General features: G+C 74.6%; 5 protein-coding genes. 4 read left to right on the top strand and 1 reads right to left on the bottom strand.

Annotated elements, in window-relative coordinates:
• The 3 genes from ACS04_RS39775 to ACS04_RS30710 form a co-directional block, all read left to right on the top strand.
• Positions 1 to 9059, top strand: a 9059-nt coding sequence (locus tag ACS04_RS39775) for an SDR family NAD(P)-dependent oxidoreductase (RefSeq protein ID WP_425337861.1), incomplete at its 5' end; no start/stop codon positions are given.
• A 19-nt stretch (positions 9060 to 9078) separates the two neighbouring features.
• Complete coding sequence (locus ACS04_RS30715) at positions 9079 to 14358, top strand: type I polyketide synthase (RefSeq protein WP_158977697.1); 5280 nt, start codon at positions 9079 to 9081, stop codon at positions 14356 to 14358.
• Positions 14359 to 14524: 166 nt separating this feature from the next.
• A complete protein-coding gene (locus ACS04_RS30710; protein WP_048480098.1) occupies positions 14525 to 15934 on the top strand; it encodes an MFS transporter in 1410 nt (469 codons plus the stop codon).
• 123 nt (positions 15935 to 16057) lie between these two features.
• Here ACS04_RS30710 and ACS04_RS30705 read toward each other — a convergent pair whose 3' ends face one another.
• Complete coding sequence (locus tag ACS04_RS30705) at positions 16058 to 16264, bottom strand: EF-hand domain-containing protein (RefSeq protein WP_048480097.1); 207 nt, start codon at positions 16262 to 16264, stop codon at positions 16058 to 16060.
• A gap of 249 nt (positions 16265 to 16513) precedes the next feature.
• Here ACS04_RS30705 and ACS04_RS30700 point away from each other — a divergent pair, with 249 nt between their 5' ends.
• The gene (locus ACS04_RS30700) at positions 16514 to 17668 is read left to right on the top strand and encodes a serine hydrolase domain-containing protein (protein ID WP_245236634.1); all 1155 of its coding nucleotides are present in this window, start codon (positions 16514 to 16516) and stop codon (positions 17666 to 17668) included.
• Positions 17669 to 17735 lie beyond the last annotated feature (67 nt).

Raw genomic sequence — 17735 nt, 5'->3', positions numbered from 1 at the left:
ACGAGGTGATGTGGGGCGAGTCCGCCGAGGACGAGGCGCTGCTGAACAGCACCGCCTACACCCAGCCCGCCCTCTTCGCGATCGAGACCGCCCTGTTCCGGCTCGTCGAGTCGTGGGGGGTGCGGCCGGACTTCCTGGCCGGCCACTCCATCGGCGAGATCACCGCCGCCCATGTGGCGGGCGTCCTCTCCCTGGAGGACGCGGCCCGTCTGGTCACCGCACGCGGCCGCCTCATGCAGGCGCTGCCGGCCGGCGGAGCGATGGCCGCGATCGAAGCCACGGAGGAGGAAGTCCTCCCGTACGTCTCCGACGTCGTGGGCATCGCCGCGATCAACAGCCCCCGCTCCATCGTGGTCTCCGGCGCAGAGGAGGCCGTCGAGGCGGTCCAGGCAGCCTTCACCGGACTGGGCCGCAAGACGACCCGGCTCCGTGTCTCGCACGCCTTCCACTCCCCGCTGATGGATCCGGCGCTCGCCGAGTTCCGTGCCGTCGCCGAGTCCGTGACGTACGCGCCCGCGCAGATCCCCGTCGTCTCCGGGGTCCACGGACAGCTCAGCGAGGACTGGGGCACCCCCGACTACTGGACCCGCCACCTGCGCGAAGCCGTCCGCTTCTCCGACACCGTCCAACACCTCCACGCCAAGGGCGTCACCCGGTTCCTCGAACTCGGCCCCGACGCCGTCCTGACGGCCCTCACCCGTACGACCCTCGACGCCGACGACACGGACGCGGGCTCCTACAACGCCGACACCGACACCGACGCCGACGCCGTCGTCGAGTCGGCCCTGCGCAAGAACCGGCCCGAGGTGCTCTCCCTCCTCTCCGCCCTCGCGCAGCTCCACACCACCGGTGCGCCCGTCGACTGGACGGCGTTCTACGCGGGCGCCGAGGACCGCTGGTCCGACCTGCCGACGTACGCCTTCCAGCACCAGCGGTACTGGCTGGAGGGGGCGGCCGCCGGCGCCGGCGCCGGGCTCGGCTCCGCCGGCCTCGAACCGGTCGGGCACCCGCTGCTCAGCGCCGCCCTCCCGGCGGCCGACTCCGGCGAGGTCGTCCTCACGGGGCGGCTTTCGGTCGACACCCAGCCCTGGCTGGCCGACCACGACGTCCTCGGCTCGATCCTGCTGCCCGGCACCGGCTTCGTGGAGCTGGCCGTCCGGGCCGGCGACCAGGTCGGCTGCGACCGCATCGAGGAACTGCTCCTCGAAGCGCCGCTGATCGTGCCCGCCCGCGGAGGCGTCGCCCTCCAGGTGCGGGTCGGCGCCCCGGACCCCTCGGACGCCCGGTCGATCTCCATCCACTCGCGCGGCTCCGCCCCGGACGCCCCGTGGACCCGCCACGCCTACGGCACGGTGGTCCCGGGCGCCCCGGCTCCCGCGTTCGACCTGTCCCAGTGGCCGCCGGCCGGTGCGAGCCCGCTCGACGTGAGCGGCGCGTACGACCGGCTGCTGGAGCGCGGGTACGCGTACGGCCCGGTGTTCCAGGGCCTCAAGGCCGCCTGGGTCGCGGGCGACGACGTGTTCGCCGAGGTGGCGCTGCCCGAGACGGCGCACGGTGACGCGGCCCTCTTCGGGCTCCACCCCGCGCTCCTGGACGCCGCGATGCACGCGGACCTGCTCGGCGGCGACGGCGCCGCCGAGGGGGCGACGCTGCTGCCGTTCTCCTGGAACGGGGTGACCCTGCACGCGGCCGGCACGTCCGTGCTGCGCGTGCACATCCGCCGGGTCCGCGGGGACGAGGTTTCGGCGATCATGGTCGCCGACGAGACGGGTGCCCCCGTGGCGACCGTGGAGTCGCTGGTCTCGCGCCCGGTCTCGGAGGCGCAGCTCGCCGCCGCGTCCGGCGGCGCGTCCGCCGCCCTGCACCGCGTCGAGTGGCTGCGTACCGCTCCGGCCACGGCCGAGGCCGCGGCCGAAGCGGCCGGGGCCGCCGTGTACTTCGCCCCCGTTCCGGCCGGTGCGGACGCCGCGGCCCGGGTGCGCGAGGTGGTGCCCCAGGTGCTCGCCGAGGTCCAGGGGTGGCTGGCCGATCCGGAGTCCGGATCCGGCCGCCTCGCCGTGGTGACCCGCGGCGGCGTCGCCGTCCTGGCCGGCGAGGACGCCGATCCGGCGCAGGCCGCCGTATGGGGTCTGGTCCGGGCCGCCGAGGCGGAGAACCCCGGCCGGTTCGTGCTGGTCGACGTGGCCGCCGGATCCCGCGATCCGGACGCCGACGTGGCCGCCGCGGTGGCCTGCGGCGAGTCGGAGACGGCCGTGCGCTCCGGCGAGGTGCGCATCCCGCGCCTGAACCGGATCGCCGCCCCCGCCCCCGCCTCCCCGTGGGGTACGAACGGCACCGTGCTGATCACCGGCGGTACCAGCGGCCTCGGCGCGCTGGTGGCCCGGCACCTGGTCACCGAGCACGGCGTACGGCACCTGCTGCTGACCAGCCGCCGCGGCCTCGACGCGCCGAACGCCTCGGCGATCGTCGCGGAACTCGCGGAGCTGGGCGCCCACGCCTCGGTGGCGGCCTGCGACGTGACGGACCGGGAGTCGCTCGCCGCCGCCCTGTCCGGGGTCGACGCGGCCCACCCGCTGAGCGGGGTGGTGCACGCCGCCGCCGTCGCGGGCGGCGGGCTCGTCGGCTCACTGACCGCCGAGGGCGTCGAATCCGTACTGCGGCCGAAGACCGACGGCGCGTGGAACCTGCACGAGCTGACGCGGGGCGCCGACCTGAAGGCGTTCGTCCTCTTCTCCTCGGCGGGCGGTTCCGTCCTGGCCGCCGGCCAGGCGGACTACGCGGCGGCCAACTCCTTCCTGGACGGTCTCGCCGCGCACCGCCGGGCCGCGGGCCTGCCGGCCACGGCTCCCGCGTTCGGCATGTGGGGGATCAGCACCGGTCTCGGCGGCGACCTCACCGACGCCGACCTGGAGCGCATGAAGCGGCTGGGCCTGCCGGCGCTGACCGTCGCGGAGGGCCTCGCCCTCTTCGACGCGGCCGTCGCCGGGTTCGACGCCGTGGTCCTACCGCTGAAGACCGACGCGGCGGCGCTCGCCGCCCGTGGCGAGGACCTGCCGGCGCTGCTGCGCGGCAGGGTGCGCGGCCCGGTCCGCCGGACCGTGCAGGCGCAGGACGCCGAGACCTCCGAGCTGGCGCGCCGCCTCGCCGGGGCCTCCGTACAGGAGCGCGACCGGATCGTCCTGGAACTCGTACGGACGCAGGTGGCGGCGGTGCTCGGCCACCCGTCCCCGGACGCGATCGGCCCGGAGACGGCCTTCCGCGAGCAGGGCTTCGACTCGCTCGCCGCCGTCGAGCTGCGCAACCTGCTCCAGGCCGCGACCGGCCTGCGGCTGCCCGCCACGCTGGTCTTCGACTACCCCAACTCCCGGGCGGTCGCGGGCTACGTGGTGGAGAAGCTGTCGGCCACGACGGCCCAGGCCCCGGCCCAGGCCGCGGCAGCCGCCGCGCCGCGCGCCACGGCCCCCTCCGACGCGGACCCGATCGCGATCGTGTCGATCAGCTGCCGCTTCCCCGGCGGCGTGCGGTCCGCCGAGGACCTGTGGAACCTGGTGGCGGAGGGCCGGGACGCCGTCGGGGCGTTCCCGACCGACCGCGGCTGGGACGCCGACGCCATCTACGACCCCGAGCCCGGCACGCCCGGCAAGACGTACGCCAAGGACGGCGGCTTCCTGTACGACGCCGCCGAGTTCGACGCCGAGTTCTTCGGCATCATGCCGCGCGAGGCCCTCGCCATGGACCCGCAGCAGCGCCTGCTGCTGGAGGCCGCGTGGGAGACCTTCGAGCGGGCCGGCATCGACCCGCAGACCCTGCGCGGCAGCCGGACCGGCGTGTACGCGGGCATCATGTACCACGAGTACGGCAGCCGGCTCACCGACGTCCCCGAGGACCTCGCGGGCTACCTCGGCAACGGCAGCGCGGGCTCCATCGCCTCGGGCCGCGTCGCGTACACCCTGGGCCTGGAGGGCCCGGCCGTCACCGTCGACACCGCGTGCTCCTCGTCCCTCGTCAGCCTGCACATGGCCTGCCAGGCGCTGCGCTCCGGTGAGATCACCATGGCGCTGGCCGGCGGTGTGACGGTCATGCCGACGCCGGACCTGTTCGTCGACTTCAGCCAGCAGCGCGGACTCGCCGCGGACGGCCGCTCCAAGGCCTTCGCCGGGGCCGCCGACGGCACCGGCTGGGCGGAGGGCATCGGCCTGCTCCTCGTCGAGCGCCTCTCCGACGCGGAGCGGCTCGGCCACCCGGTGCTCGCCGTGATCCGGGGCAGCGCCATCAACCAGGACGGCGCCTCCAACGGCCTCACCGCCCCCAACGGGCCGTCCCAGCAGCGGGTCATCCAGCAGGCGCTGGCCGCCGCCGGGCTCACCACGGCCGATGTGGACGCCGTCGAGGGCCACGGCACGGGCACCCGCCTGGGCGACCCGATCGAGGCGCAGGCGCTGCTCGCCACGTACGGCCAGGGCCGGGCGCAGGACAAGCCGCTGTGGCTCGGCTCGATCAAGTCGAACATCGGCCACGCCCAGGCGGCGGCCGGTGTCAGCGGTGTGATCAAGATGGTGGAGGCGCTGCGCCACGGCGTGCTGCCGAAGACCCTGCACGTGGACGAGCCCTCGCCGCAGGTCGACTGGACCGAAGGCAACGTCAGGCTGCTGACCGAGCCGGTCGAGTGGCCGGCCGGCGGGCGCCCGCGCCGTGCGGGTGTCTCCTCCTTCGGCCTGAGCGGTACGAACGCCCACGTCATCCTCGAAGAGGCCCCACAGCGTGCGCCGCGGCCCGAGCCGGAGGCCCTCACGCCCTCGGCCGGCACCCCGGTCGCCCTCACGGTGTCGGCGAAGAGCGCGAAGGCCCTGCCCCGGCAGGCCGAGGCGCTGCGCGCCCACCTGGAGGACCACCCGGAGCAGTCCCTGGCCGACGTCGCCTACTCGCTGACGGCCTCCCGGGCGGCGCTGGACCACCGTGCGGTGGTGCTCGCCGACGACCGCGAGGCCGCCCTGCGGGAGCTGGCGAAGCTGGCCGCCGGGACGGGGTCCGCGGACGCCGTCACCGGCAGCCGCGTCGACGGCGCGACGGCGTTCCTGTTCACGGGCCAGGGTGCGCAGCGCCTGGGGATGGGGCGTGAACTGCATGCCTCGTTCCCGGTGTTCGCGCGGGCGCTGGACGAGGTGGTCGGGGCGCTGGACGCGCACCTGGACCGGCCGCTGTACGAGGTGATGTGGGGCGATTCCGCCGAGGACGAGGCGCTGCTGAACAGCACCGCCTACACCCAGCCCGCCCTCTTCGCCATCGAGACCGCCCTGTTCCGCCTGGTCGAGTCGTGGGGGGTGCGGCCGGACTTCCTGGCCGGCCACTCCATCGGCGAGATCACCGCCGCGCACGCGGCGGGGGCGCTGTCCCTGGAGGACGCCGCCCGACTGGTCACCGCACGCGGCCGCCTCATGCAGGCGCTGCCCGCCGGCGGAGCCATGGCCGCGATCGAAGCCACGGAGCCCGAGGTCCTCCCGTACCTCTCCGACTCCGTCGGCATCGCCGCCATCAACAGCCCCCGCTCCATCGTGGTCTCCGGCAGCGAGGAGGCCGTCGAGGCGATCCGCGCGGCCTTCGCCGAACAGGGCCGCAAGAGCACCCGGCTGCGCGTCTCGCACGCCTTCCACTCCCCGCTGATGGACCCGGCGCTCGCCGAGTTCCACCTCGTCGCCGAGTCCGTGACCCGGCACGAGCCGAGGATCCCGGTCGTGGCCGGGGTGCACGGCGCGCTCAGCGAGGACTGGGGGACGCCGGAGTACTGGACCCGCCACCTGCGCGAGGCGGTCCGCTTCTCCGACACCGTCCAGCACCTGCACGCCAAGGGGGTCAGGACCTTCCTGGAGCTCGGTCCGGACGCGGTCCTGACCGCCCTCGCCCAGAACACCCTCGACGGGACCGACGCGGTCGTCGAGCCGACCGTGCGCAAGAACCGGCCCGAGGCGCGCACCCTCCTGACCGCCCTCGCCCGGCTCCACGCCACCGGCACGGCCGTCGACTGGACCGCGTTCCACGCCGGGTCCGGTGCGCGTCTGGTCGAGCTGCCGACGTACGCCTTCGAGCGTCGTCCGTACTGGCTCGACGCCCCGGCGCAGGCACCGGCCGGCGATGTCACGAGCCTGGGCCAGCAGCCCGCCCAGCACCCGCTGCTGAGCGCGGTGGTGGTCTCGCCGGAGGCCGGCGGCGTGGTCCTGACCGGCCGCCTGTCGGTGAAGACGCACGCCTGGCTGGCCGACCACGACGTCCTCGGGACCGTGCTCCTGCCCGGCACCGGGTACGTCGAACTCGCCATCCGCGCCGGTGAGGAGGTGGGCTGCGACGTCATCGACGAGCTGACCATCGAGGCGCTGATGCCGATGCGCGAGGACGGCGGCGGCCTGGCCATCCAGGTCACCGTCGACGCGGCAGACGCCACCGGCCGCCGCTCGCTCGCCGTGTACTCGCGTCCCGACGACGGACCGGCGGACACGCCGTGGACGCGGCACGCGAGCGGTGTCCTGGCCCCCGGGGCCCAGCACCCGCCGACCCCCGAGACCTTCGGGGTCGGGACCGGGGTCTGGCCGCCGGAGGGCGCCGAGGAGGTCGACATCTCCGGGGTGTACGACTACCTCACCGGCCAGGGCTACGGATACGGGCCCATGTTCCGCTGCCTGCGCGGGATCTGGACGCGCGGCAAGGAGACCTTCGTCGAGGTGTCGCTGCCCGAGGACAACCTGGCGGTGGGCCACGAGTACCGGATCCACCCGTCGATCCTCGACGGCTCGCTGAGCGCCACGGACTTCATGGACGGGCGCAGCCCGCAGGACGTCGGGGGCACCCAGCTCCCGTTCGCCTGGGCCGGAGTGACCCTGCACGCGGCCGGTTCCTCGCAGCTGCGGGGCCGGATCACGGCGGTGGAGTCGCACAAGTCCCAGGGTTCGGACGCCGTCCGGATCGAGCTGTCCGACCTGCGGGGCACGCCGGTCGCGACCATCGAATCCCTCGTCGTCCGCCCGGTCACGGCGGCCCGCGTCAACGCCGCCGCGGCCGCCGGACAGGGCGAGCGCTCCTCGATGTTCCACCTGGTGTGGAACCAGCTGCCGCTGGGCGCCAGCGCCTCCGCGGTCGCCGACCGCTGGGCGGTCCTCGGCGGCGCCGACCACGCCTTCGGCGAGGGCCTTGCCGCGTACCCCGACCTCGGGGCGCTCGCGGCGGCCCTGGACGGCGGCGCGGAGCTGCCCGAGGTGGTCCTGCTGCCCGTACCGGCCGGTGAGGGCGAGGTCCCGGACGCGGTCCGGTCCGTGACCGGCGCCGTCCTCGACGTCCTGCGCGGCTGGCTCGACGAGCCCCGCTTCGGCCGCTCGCGCCTCGCCGTGGTCACCCGCGGCGCGGTCCGGGCGAAGGACACCGACGCCGTCGACCTGGCGCAGGCGCCCGTATGGGGCCTGCTGCGCTCGGCGGAGGAGGAGAACCCGGGACGCTTCCTGCTCGTGGACACCGACGGCTCGGCCGCCGCCCACCAGGTGCTGCCGGCGATCGTCGCCACCGGGGAACCGGAGGCGGCGGTGCGCGGCAGCGAGGTCAAGGTCCCGCGCCTGGCCCGGATCGCCTCCAGCCAGGTCGCCTCCGACCTGCCCTGGTCGGCGGAGGGCACCGTACTGATCACCGGCGGTACGAGCGGCCTCGGCGCGATCACCGCCCGCCACCTGGTGGCGGAGCACGGCGTGCGCCACCTGCTGCTCACCAGCCGCCGCGGCCCGGACGCGCCGGGCGCCAAGGAGCTGAGCGCCGAGCTGAGCGGGCTCGGGGCCGAGGTCACGGTCGTCGCCTGCGACGTGTCGGACCGCTCCGCGGTGGACGCGCTGCTGGCGGGCGTGCCCGCCGGGCAGCCGCTGACGGCCGTCGTGCACGCGGCGGCGCTGATGGACAACGCGCTGACCGCGCAGCTGACGGCGGAGCAGGTCGACGCCGTACTGCGGCCGAAGGCGGACGCCGCCTGGCACCTGCACGAGGCGACGCTCGGCACGGACCTGTCGGCCTTCGTCCTCTTCTCCTCCTGCGCCGGACTCGTCGTCGGCGCCGGACAGGGCAACTACGCGGCGGCCAACCGCTTCCTGGACGGGCTCTCCGCCCACCGCCGCTCGCTCGGACTGCCGGCCACCTCGCTGGCGTTCGGGCTGTGGGAGACGAAGACCGGACTGGGCGGCGGGGTCACCGATGCCGACCTCGGCCGGATGAGGTCGCTGGGCCTGCCGGCGCTGCCGACGGCCGAGGGGCTCCAGCTCTTCGACGAGGCGATGTCCCTCGACGAGGTGATGATCGCCCCGATCCGCGTCGACAACTCCGGCCGCGGTGCGAACCCCGGTCCGGCCCCGGTGCTCCTGCGGGACGTGCTGAAGGCCGAACCGGCCCCGCGGCAGCGCCAGGACGTCCGCGCCCCGGCCGTGGCGGCCGCGGCCGCCGCGGCGGCGGCGGGCTCCCTGTCACTGGAGGAGCGGCTGGCCCGGATGCGGCCCGCCGACCGGGAGCCGGCGGTCCTGGACCTGATCCGGGCCCAGGTGGCGGCCGTCAGCCACAGCGACCCCGACACCATCGACGTCAACAAGGGGTTCACGGACCTGGGGCTCGACTCGCTGGCCGCGATCGACCTGCGCAACCGGCTCCAGACCGCGACCGGGATGCGCCTGCCGGCGACCATGATGTTCGACTACCCGAGCCCCGTGGTGATGGCCGAGTTCCTCCTGGAGGAGATCCTCCCGGCCATCGAGGACGTCGCCGTGCCCGAGCCGGCGGCCGCCGCCGACCGGGACGACCACTCCGTCCGCGAGGCGCTCGCCTCGATCCCCGTCACCGCACTGCGCGAGGCGGGCCTCCTGGACGCGCTGCTCAGGCTCGCCGGTCCGGTGGAGCGGCAGGGGGCGACGGCCCCGGCGGCCGACTCCGGTACGCCTGCCGACCCGCAGACCGCCGACCGGAGCGAAGAGATCAAGAGCATGAACATCGACGACCTGGTGCGAGCCGCGCTTGCGTCCGCCGAACCGAATTCGAACGAGGGCTGAGGTCATCGTGGAAGCATCAGTGGAACAACTCGTCACCGCTCTCAGACAGTCCATGCTGGACAACGAGCGGCTCAAGCGGGAGAACAGCGCGCTCGCCGAGGAGGCCGACCGGGCCTGCGAGCCGATCGCGATCGTGGGCATGGCCTGCCGCTACCCCGGCGGGGTCAACTCCCCCGAGGACCTGTGGCGGCTCGTGGCCGAGGGCCGGGACGGCGTGTCCGCGTTCCCCGAGGACCGCGGCTGGAACACCGACGCCCTGTACGACCCCGAGCCGGGCAAGCCCGGGCGGACGATCACCCGCGAGGGCGGCTTCCTCTACGACGCCGGCGACTTCGACGCGGCCCTGTTCGGGATCTCCCCGCGCGAGGCCCTGACCCTCGACCCCCAGCAGCGGCTGCTCCTGGAGGCCTCCTGGGAGGCCATCGAGAGCGCGGGCATCGCCCCGCACACGCTCCGCAAGAGCAAGACGGGCGTGTTCGGCGGCGTCATGTACCACGACTACGGTCCCGGTACGAGCGACGGCAGCCTGGTCACGGGCCGCGTCGCGTTCAGCCTGGGCCTGGAGGGCCCGGCCCTGACCATCGACACGGCCTGCTCCTCCTCGCTGGTCGCCATGCACCTGGCGGCCCAGTCGCTGCGCTCGGGCGAGTCCACGCTCGCCCTGGCCGGCGGGGTCACGGTGATGACCGAGCCGGACATGTTCCTCTACTTCAGCCACCAGCGCGGCATGGCCGCCGACGGCCGCTGCAAGTCCTTCTCGGCCGACGCCGACGGCACCGGCTGCTCCGAGGGCGTGGGCGTCATCGTCCTGGAGAAGCTTTCGGACGCCCGCCGCAACGGGCACGAGGTCCTCGCCGTCATCCGCGGCTCCGCCGTCAACCAGGACGGCGCCTCCAGCTCCATGACCGCCCCCAACGGCCCCTCCCAGCAGCGGGTCATCCGCGCCGCCCTGGAGAACGCCGGCCTGACCATCGCCGACGTCGACGCGGTCGAGGCGCACGGCACCGGCACGACGCTGGGCGATCCGATCGAGGCCCAGGCCGTACTGGCCACGTACGGCCGCCGGCCCGCCTCCGACAAGCCGCTCTACCTGGGCTCGCTCAAGTCCAACCTGGCCCACACCCAGGCCGCGGCCGGCGTCGGCGGCGTCATCAAGATGGTGCAAGCGCTGCGCCACGGCCTGCTGCCCAAGGTCCTCCACCTGGACGAGCCGACCCCGCACGTGGACTGGGAGTCGGGCAACGTCAAGCTGCTGACGGAGGCCGTCGACTGGCCGGCGGGCGAGCGGCCGCGCCGCGCGGGCGTGTCCTCGTTCGGCCTGAGCGGTACGAACGTGCACGTCATCCTGGAGGAGGCCCCGGCGGCGGAACCCGCCGAGACCGGGGGCGGGCGCGAACTGCCGCTGGTCCCCGTCGTCCTGTCGGGCCGCTCCGCGCGGGCCCTGACCGACCAGGCCGCCCGGCTGCACGCCCGGGTCAGCGCCGACGGGGAGCTCACGCTCACCGACCTCGGCTACTCCACCGCGACCACCCGGACCCCGCACGAGCACCGCGCGGTCGTCGTCGGCGCGGACCGGGAGGAGCTGCTCTCCGGCCTGTCGGCGCTGGCCGAGGGCGCGACCGCCGACGCGGGAGTGGTGGAGGGCCAGGTCCGGGACGGCCGTACGGCCTTCCTGTTCACGGGCCAGGGTGCGCAGCGCCTGGGCATGGGCCGCGAACTGCACTCCGCGTTCCCGGTGTTCGCCCGCGCCTTCGACGAGGTCGCCGCCGCGGTGGACGCCTACCTCGACACCCCGCTGTACGAGGTGGTCTGGGGCTCGGACGAGACGCTGCTCAACAGCACCGCCTACACCCAGCCCGCCCTCTTCGCGATCGAGACGGCCCTGTTCCGGCTGGTCGAATCGTGGGGGGTGCGGCCGGACTTCCTGGCCGGTCACTCCATCGGCGAGATCACCGCCGCCCATGTGGCGGGTGTCCTCTCCCTGGAGGACGCGGCCCGTCTGGTCACCGCACGCGGCCGCCTCATGCAGGCGCTGCCCGCCGGCGGAGCCATGGCCGCGATCGAAGCCACGGAGGAGGAAGTCCTCCCGTACGTCTCCGACCTCGTGGGCATCGCCGCGATCAACAGCCCCCGCTCCATCGTGGTCTCCGGCGCCGAGGAAGCCGTCGAGGCGATCACGGAGGAGTTCGGCGGGCGCGGCCGCAAGACGACGCGGCTGCGCGTCTCGCACGCCTTCCACTCCCCGCTGGTCGAGCCGGCCCTGGCCGAGTTCCACCTGGTCGCGCAGAGCGTGACCTATCACCCGGCACTGATCCCCATCGTCTCGAACGTCACCGGCCGGCTCGCCACCGACGCCGACCTGGCCTCGCCCGCCTACTGGGTGCGCCACGTCCGCGAGGCGGTCCGCTTCACCGATGCCGTCCGCCATCTCGCGGCGAAGGGGGTCAACCGGTTCGTCGAACTGGGCCCCGACGCGGTCCTGACCGCGCTCACCCGCACGACGCTGGACACGGACGACGCGATCATCGAACCGGTGCTGCGCAAGAACCGCCCCGAGTCGCGGACCCTGCTGACGGCCCTCGCGCACCTGCACGCGGCGGGCGCGCGTGTCGACTGGCCCGCGTTCTACCAGGGCACCGCGGCCCGGCCGGTGGCCCTGCCCACGTACCCCTTCCAGCGGGAGCGGTACTGGATCATCGAGAACCCGCTCGGCGGTGACGCCTCGGCCTTCGGCCTGACCCCGGCCGGGCACCCGCTGCTCGGGGCGGTCATCCCCTCCCCCGACACGGACGGGGTGACGTTCGCCGGGCGCATCTCCGTCGACACCCACCGCTGGCTGGCCGACCACGACGTCCTGGGGACCGTGCTGCTGCCCGGCACCGGCTTCGTCGAACTCGCCCTGCACGCCGGTCAGCAGGTCGGCTATCCGGCGCTGGAGGAGCTCGTCCTCCAGGCCCCCCTCGTCCTGCCCGAGCGCGGCGGGGTCGCGCTCCAGGTCTCCGTCGGCCCCGACGACCTGGGCCGCCGTACGATCCGCATCCACTCGCGGCACCAGGACGCCCTGCCCGACACCCCGTGGCTGCTGCACGCCGAGGGCCTGCTCGGCACGGCGCCCGCCGCGGCCGGCGCCGACCTCGCCGCGTGGCCGCCCGAGGGCGCGCAGGAGGTGCGCGTCAGCGACGCGTACGAGCTCCTCTTCCGGCAGGGCTACGACTACGGCCCGGTGTTCCAGGGGCTCAAGGCCGCCTGGCGCGAGGGCGACTCGGTCTACGCGGAGATCGAGCTGCCGGAGGACGCGCACGAGGAGGCCGCCCTCTTCGGCATCCACCCGGCCCTCCTCGACGCGACGATGCACGCGCTCGGGGTCGGCGAGGGCGTCACCGGCGAGGAGCAGACGGAGCTTCCCTTCTCCTGGTCGGACGTGTCCCTGCACGCGGTCGGCGCGACCTCGCTGCGGGTGCGGATCACCAAGCACGGCGAGAACAACCTCTCGCTGGACCTCGCGGACCGCAGCGGCGCCCCGGTGGCCTCCATCGGCTCGCTGACGTTCCGCCCGGTCTCGGCGGAGCAGCTCGGCGGCGGACGGCAGGACACGCTGTTCGAGATCGCCTGGCGTGCGGCGACCGCTGCCGCCCCGGCCACCGGAGCCGAGTTCCGGACGTGGGACGAGGTGCCCGCCGGCCCGGTCTCGGGCGCGGTGGTCTTCCCGGTCCCGCCGACCGACGACACGCTCCCCGTCCCGCAGGCGGTCCGCGCGACGGTGGGCACGACCCTCACCGCCCTCCAGGAGTGGCTGGCCGACCCGCGGTTCGAGCAGTCGACCCTGGTCGTCGCGACGCGGGGTGCGGTGGCCGCCGACGCCGGGGAGGACATCGACGTCGTACAGGCCCCGGTCTGGGGTCTCGTACGCGCCGCCCAGGCGGAGAACCCGGGCCGGATCCAGCTCACCGACCTCGCGGCGGGCGGTACGGGCTTCGAGGGCCTGTCGACGGTCATCGCCTCGGCCGAGCCGGAGAGCGCGGTGCGCGAGGCGGGCCTCCTGATCCCGCGCCTGGCGCCGGTGCCGGACGCGGCCACCGGAACTCCCCCTCTGGCCCCGGAGGGCACGGTCCTCGACCCGGCGGGCACGCTCGACCCGGAGGGCACGGTCCTGATCACGGGCGGCACGGGCGGCATCGGCGCCCACCTGGCCCGCCACCTGGTCACCGGGCACGGCGCCCGGCACCTCCTCCTGACCAGCCGGCGCGGCCCGGACGCGGAGGGCGCGGCGGAACTCGCGGCGGAACTCACCGCTCTGGGCGCCGAGATCACGGTCACGGCGTGCGACGTGAGTGACCCGGCCGCCCTCACCGCGCTCCTGGCCTCGATCCCGGCCGCGCACCCGCTCACCGGTGTGGTGCACGCGGCGGGCACGGGCGACAACGGCCTGATCGCCACGATGGACGCCGACCGCCTGGACCGGGTCCTCGCCCCCAAGGCCGACGCGGCCTGGTACCTCCACGAGCAGACGCGCGACCTGCCGCTGGCCCTGTTCACACTGATCTCCTCGGCGGGCGGGCTCACCCTGGCCGCCGGCCAGGCCAACTACGCGGCGGCCAACACCTTCCTCGACGCCCTCGCGACGCACCGCCACGGCCGGGGTCTCGCCGCCCAGTCCCTGGCGTTCGGCCTCTGGGCCACCCGGACGGGCCTCACCGAAGCCATCGAGGAGGACGTCCGCCTGATGGCGGCCCGCGGTCTGCCCGCCCTGGAGGTGGAGGAGGCCCTGTCCCTCTTCTCCTCCTCCCACACCCGCGGCCGCCCGGCCCTGGTCCCGCTCCGCGTGGACACGGTCACGCTGCGCACCAGGTCGGACCTCCCGGCGCTCCTGAGGGCCCTCGCCCCGCAGCCCACCCGCTCCGCGACCCGGACCGCCGGCCGCGGCACGGACCCGGCGGCGCTGGTGGAGCGCCTGTCCGCCCTCCCCGCCAAGGAGCGCGAGCAGGAACTGCTGGACGTGGTACGGGCGCACGCCGCGGCCGTACTCGGCCACGCGGGCCAGGACGCGGTCCGCGCGGACCGCGGCTTCCTGGACCTCGGCTTCGACTCGCTGACGGCCCTGGAGCTCCGCAACCGCCTGGGCGCCCTCACCGGCTCCCGCCTGACTCCGACCCTGATCTTCGACTACCCGTCCCCGATCAAGCTGGCCACGCACCTGCGCGAACTCCTCTTCGGCACGGAGGCCCCGGAGGACGACCTGAGCGCCGCCACGGCGGAAGAACTGTTCGACATCCTCGACGGCGAGGAGATCTTCCAGTAGCCCCACGCCCCCCACAGGCCCCCGCCACCAGAGGCCCCCACCACCCCGTGGTGGGGGCCTCGTGCCGGAGTGCAGCACTTCTCCAGTGGGGCTTGGGACGGTGAGGGCTTCGCCTCGACAAGTCGTCAAGTCGTCAAGGCTTCCCGCCCTCACCTGGAGGCAGCGCATGTCCGCGTCCGTCATCGAGCGCCCCGCCTCGGCCCCTTCGGCGGGGGCCCCGCGCCGTGCGCGGCAGGGCGTCGCGCTCGCGGTCATCGCGGGCTGCAACGCGATGATCCAGCTCGACGACCCCATCATGAACATCGCGCTCCCCGGCATCCGCGCCGACCTGGGGCTCTCCGCGCTCGCCGCGTCGTGGGTGATCGGCGCCTACCTGCTGGCCTTCGGCGGTCTGCTGCTGCTCGGCGGCCGGGCCGGCGACATCCTCGGGCGGCGCCGGGTCTTCGTCGCGGGCGTGGCGCTGTTCACGGCGGCCGCCGCGGTCCGGGCCGCGGTGCCCGGCGGTGAACTGCTGATCGCCGTACGTGCCGTGGAGGGCGCGGGCGCCGCCTGCGCCGCGGCCAACGGGTTCGTCCTGATGCTCAGCACCTTCGCCGAGGGGCCCGCCCGCAAGCGGGCCATCGCCGTCTGCACCGCGGTCGGCGCGGCCTCCACCGCCGGCGGCCTGCTGCTGGCGGGCGCGCTGACCTCGGCCGGCTCCTGGCGCTGGGTGCTGCTGCTCAACGTCCCGATGGGCCTGACGATCGTGCTGCTCGCCCCGCGCGTGATCGCGGAGACCGAGCGGATCCGCGGCCGCTTCGACCTGCGGGGCGCGCTGCTCTCGGCGCTGGGCGCCGCGGCTCTCGTCTACGGGCTGTCGCAGGCGGCCGAGCACCCGTGGTCCGACGTCCTCGTCGCCGGTCCGCTGCTCGCCGCCCTGGTGCTGCTGTCGGTGTTCGTCGGTACGCAGCGCCGCGCCGCCGAACCGATCGTCCGCCTGGCCCTCTTCCGCGACCGGGACCGGGCGCCGGCCTTCGCGAGCATGCTGGTCCTGCCGGGCGGGCTGATCGGGGCGTACTTCTTCCTGAGCCAGTTCTTCCAGCAGCACCACGGCTGCTCCCCGCTGGAGGCGGCGTTCGGGCTGCTGCCCGTGCCGGTGACGACGGCCGCCATGGCCGGTGTCGGCGTACGGGTGGAACGGGCCATCGGCCCGAAGCCGATGATGGCGATCGGCACGGCCGCCCTGATCGCCGAGAACCTCTGGCTGTCGCGCCTCGACCCCGCCGACGCGTACCTGACGGGTGTACTGCCCGCGCTGGTCCTGCTCGGGGCGGGCATGGCGTTCTGCGTGATCCCGCCGACCGTGCTCGCCACCACGGGGCTGCGCACCGAGGAGCTGGGCTCGGCGGCTTCCGTGCTCAACGCGCTCCAGTCGGTGGGCGGTTCACTGTGCATCGCCCTGATGGTGACCGCGTCCGCCGGGTACGAAGACTTCTCGGACACGATGTCCGCTGGCTTCACCGCGGGCGCCGCCTTCGCGACGGCCGCCCTCCTGATCGCCCTCTCGCTGCGACCCCGTCCCCGACCCCGTCCGTAGCGTCGGTACGTCGGCACATCGGCACATCGGCACATCGGCACACCAGCACGTCAGCACGTCAGCCCCCGGGCGGACCCTTCCGGGTCCGTACGGGGGCTGTTCGGGCCGTCCGGCGCGAAGGCGTTACTTCAGCAGAGTCTGGAACTCCGCGAAGTCGAGGACCCCGTCGCGGTTGGCGTCGGCCTGGTCCATGACCTCCTTCACGTTCTCCCGCAGGTGCCCCTGGCCGCCCTCCGCCTTGAAACGCTGCGCCAGCTCGCCGATGCTGATCCGCCCGTCGCCGTCCGCGTCGATCTCGTCGAACAGGTCCTTGAGTTCGGCCTCGGTCATGACGTTCCCCTCTCGCAATCAACAACAGGACCGTGAAGGTCCACCTGACCCACCACCCTGGCAGATCCCCTCCACCCGCCCGCGCGCCGTACCCCCGAACGGGTTATCCCCCACGTGCGCCGGGGGGTTGGCCCCACGGGGAGCAGGGTGGGTGGCGGGATCGTCGCGCCCGGTCGCACGCGGACATGCTGGGGCCGGTAGACAACGCCGGTTTTCCGATGATTCCGCAGGAGTTGGCCCGTGCCCGAGCTGGAACCACCGTCACACGTCCGTCCGCTGCCGCGTCGCCGGCGCGCAGCCGCCGCAGCCGCCGCGGCCGCCCTGGCCGTCTGCGTCCTGGCAACAGGCGCCGCCGCGCCACCCGTCGCGTCCGCCGCCGCCCGGCCGGATCCCGTGCGGCAGGGGCTGGAGGCGCTGGTGCACGACGACGGCCTGCCCGCCGCGCTGGCGAGCGTCACCGACCCCGCGGGCCGCACCCGTACGTACACGGCGGGCGTCGGCGACCTGGCCACCGGCTCGCAGGTGCCCAGAGACGGCCAGGTGCGGGTCGGCAGCAACACCAAGACCTTCACCGCGGTGGCCGTCCTGCAGCTGGTCGGCGAGGGAAGGATCCGCCTCGACGCCCCGGTCGACACCTACCTGCCGGGCCTCGTGCGCGGGAAGGGCATCGACGGCCGCAAGATCAAGGTCCGCGAGCTCCTCCAGCAGACCAGCGGACTGCCCGACTACACCCGGGCGGACCTCGTGCCCCGGTACTACACGCCCCGCGAGCTCGTCGGCTTCGCCCTCCGCTACGAGGCCGACTTCGCCCCCGGCGCGCGATGGGCGTACAGCAATACGAACTACGTCCTGGCCGGCCTGATCGTGGAGGAGGTCACCGGCCACCCCCTCTCCGAGGAGCTGGACCGGCGCATCATCCAGCGCATCGGGCTGCGCCACACCTATTTCCCCGCCCCCGGTGACGCGACCATCCGCGAGCCCCACCCCCGTGGCTACTACCGCGACTCGGCGGACGCGCCACTGAGCGACGTCACCGAGACGGATCCCTCCTGGGGCTGGGCAGCGGGCCAGATGATCTCCACCAACTCCGACCTCAACCGGTTCTTCACCGAACTCCTGGGCGGCGGCCTGCTGCCGCGCGCCCAGCTCGCCCAGATGCGCACCACCGTCCCCGCCGGGTACCCCTTCGACCCCCGCGCGCGCTACGGACTGGGGCTCGTGAGCACGCCGCTGTCGTGCGGCGACGTCTTCTGGGGCCACGGCGGCAGCTTCCCGGGCTACGAGACCCGGGGCGGGGTCACCGACACCGGCCGCGCCGCCGCCGTCGCGGTGACGGCCAGGCCCGCGGACGAGGCTGCCATGAAGCGCTTCGAGCACCTCGTGGACACGGCCCTGTGCCGCTGAGCCTCGCCTGAAAGGGCCGACAACGGGGGCGGTCCACAACGGTCGGGGACGGCCGGAAACCCCCGGG

It is taken from the genome of Streptomyces roseus (genome assembly GCF_001044425.1).
GTDB classification, from domain to species: domain Bacteria; phylum Actinomycetota; class Actinomycetes; order Streptomycetales; family Streptomycetaceae; genus Streptomyces; species Streptomyces roseus.
The sequence above is the reverse complement of the archived record's forward strand: the minus strand, read 5'-3'. Positions and strand labels throughout refer to the sequence as shown.